Source organism: Streptomyces capoamus (assembly GCF_014654935.1).
GTDB lineage: Bacteria > Actinomycetota > Actinomycetes > Streptomycetales > Streptomycetaceae > Streptomyces > Streptomyces capoamus.
On record NZ_BNBF01000029.1, the window covers coordinates 21,898 to 23,859 of the forward strand.

The following is a 1,962-nucleotide window of genomic DNA, read 5'->3' on the forward strand; positions in this document are numbered from 1 at the left end:
TGGTACTCGGGGTGCTGGCTGACCTTGGTGGCGATGACGACGTCGGAGCGGTTGCCGCGGGCCTTGGCCCACTTGCCGATGATCGTCTCGGACTCGCCGCCCTGGTTGCCCTCGACCCAGGCGGAGTAGGAGTCGGCGGTGTCGATGAAGTTGCCGCCGGCCGCCGTGTAGGCGTCGAGGACGGCGAAGGAGGTCCGTTCGTCCGCGGTCCAGCCGAAGACGTTGCCGCCCAGGGCGAGCGGGAAGACCTCGAGATCGGAGGAGCCCAGTTTACGAAGTGACGTCATACGACAGGTCAACGCCGGCGGCGGGAGATCGCATCCCGCCGCCGGCGTCGATTTTCCGCAGCGTGTCCCGTGCGGAGCGTCTCAGGGGGTGAGGCCCTTGCCGCGCAGCCACGTCATCGGGTCGATGCCGGTGGGCCGGCCGTCGGGGTGGACCTCCAGGTGCAGGTGCGGACCGGTGACGTTGCCGGTGGCGCCGACACGGCCGATGACCTCGCCGGTGGAGACCTTCTGGCCGGTCTTGACGTTGATCGAGGACTGGTGGCAGAACCACAGCTCGGTGCCGTCGTCCAGGGTGAGGATCGTGCGGTAGCCGTAGGCGCCGGCCCAGCCCGCCTCGGTGATCGTGCCGCCGTGCACGGCCTTGATCAGGGTGCCGGTGGGAGCGGCGAAGTCGAGACCGGTGTGGTGGCCGGAGGACCACATCGAGCCGGCCTGCCCGAAGGTCGAGGTGATCGTGTACGAGGAGGTCGGCAGCGTGTACTGCTTGGCCAGCCGGGCCAGCCGGGCCTCCTCGGCCTTCCGCTCGGCGGCGGCCTGTGCCTTCTCCTTGGCCGCGGCGGCCTTGGCGGCGGCTTCCTTCTCGGCGCGCGCGGCGGCGTCGGCGTTCTGCCTCTGGGCGGCGGAGAGCGCGACGGCGGTGGCCCTGCTGTCGGCCTGGCCCTGCTGCTGCTCGGCCTGCGCCATGATCCGGTTGCGCAGGGCCTCGCCCGCGTCGGTGCCGTCCTCGGTGTCCGCGGTGGCCACGCCGACGCCGCTGAGCGTGGCGGTGGTCTCGGCGGCCGGGGCGTCGCCGGAGCCGTCGTGGAAGAGGGAGCCGACGGAGGGCAGGTCCGGCAGGGAGAGGGAGACCGGCGGCTTGCCGGTGTTGGCGCTGGCGATGCCGCCCGCGCCGACGGCGGCCATGACGCCGACGCCGAGGACGGTGGAGCTGCGCGCGAAGCCGCCGCGCTGCTTGGCGACGCGGTGCCGGCCACGGACCGGGGCGACGGATTCCGCGGTCGGGTTCCACTCCTCCCAGGTGCCGTCCTCGGCGCGGTAGGAGCCGTAGCCGAAGGTCTCGGTCTCGCGCTGAGCCGGTATGGACGGGGCTTGGGGGGCAGGCCGGTTGGACGCCACGCGGGCGTGCTCCTTTCCTTCCGCCGCCTACCGGGTTAGCTGACGGGTTCGGAGCAGGAAGGTCTCCTACGCGCGTATACCGGCCGTGGACTCGACGAGTTCACGACGGCGTTCGCGTGATTCACCCCAAGGTGGTGGTTCCCCGGTTCCCTCGCGGGATTCGGCGCGTGCGCACGGAGCCGCCTTCGGTGACGGCTGGGACGACCGCGCTGCGTTATCGAACGTTAATAGACCTGCCAGTCACTTTCCAAGCTGTTCGTCTTGATCATTAACCTTTTCACCGGTGACGTTATCGCCCACTAACCCGCCAAACCGGGCGAGTTGACCGACCGCCGGAAGAGTTCAGGAGTCACCGCAGGTTTTGATGGTGACTCAGATGTTATGCACACGGCACTCACCCGGTCACTTTCGGTGACGTCCGCCGGGGGGCACCGGAAGGGGTGTGCGAGCGGTCCCGTACATGGCGTACACTGGAGTCACAACGACGCGGGGTGGAGCAGCTCGGTAGCTCGCTGGGCTCATAACCCAGAGGTCGCAGGTTCAAATCCTGTCCCCGCTA

Annotated in this window: 2 protein-coding genes, 1 tRNA gene and 1 riboswitch; of the genes, 1 reads left to right on the plus strand and 2 read right to left on the minus strand. The window is 69.6% G+C overall.

Going from position 1 to position 1,962, the window contains the following annotated elements; translation table 11 throughout:
- On the minus strand, positions 1-287 hold a 287-nt coding region (locus IE312_RS42885; RefSeq protein ID WP_229900707.1), incomplete at its 3' end, for an aldo/keto reductase.
- A gap of 81 nt (positions 288-368) precedes the next feature.
- Positions 369-1,403, minus strand: coding sequence for a M23 family metallopeptidase (locus IE312_RS32635; protein ID WP_189985861.1), 1,035 nt, complete (start codon positions 1,401-1,403; stop codon positions 369-371).
- 9 nt (positions 1,404-1,412) lie between these two features.
- Positions 1,413-1,579: riboswitch (cyclic di-AMP (ydaO/yuaA leader) on the minus strand.
- A gap of 309 nt (positions 1,580-1,888) precedes the next feature.
- On the opposite strand from IE312_RS32635, the gene IE312_RS32640 reads away from it, so the two are divergent.
- A tRNA-Met gene (locus IE312_RS32640) sits at positions 1,889-1,962 on the plus strand.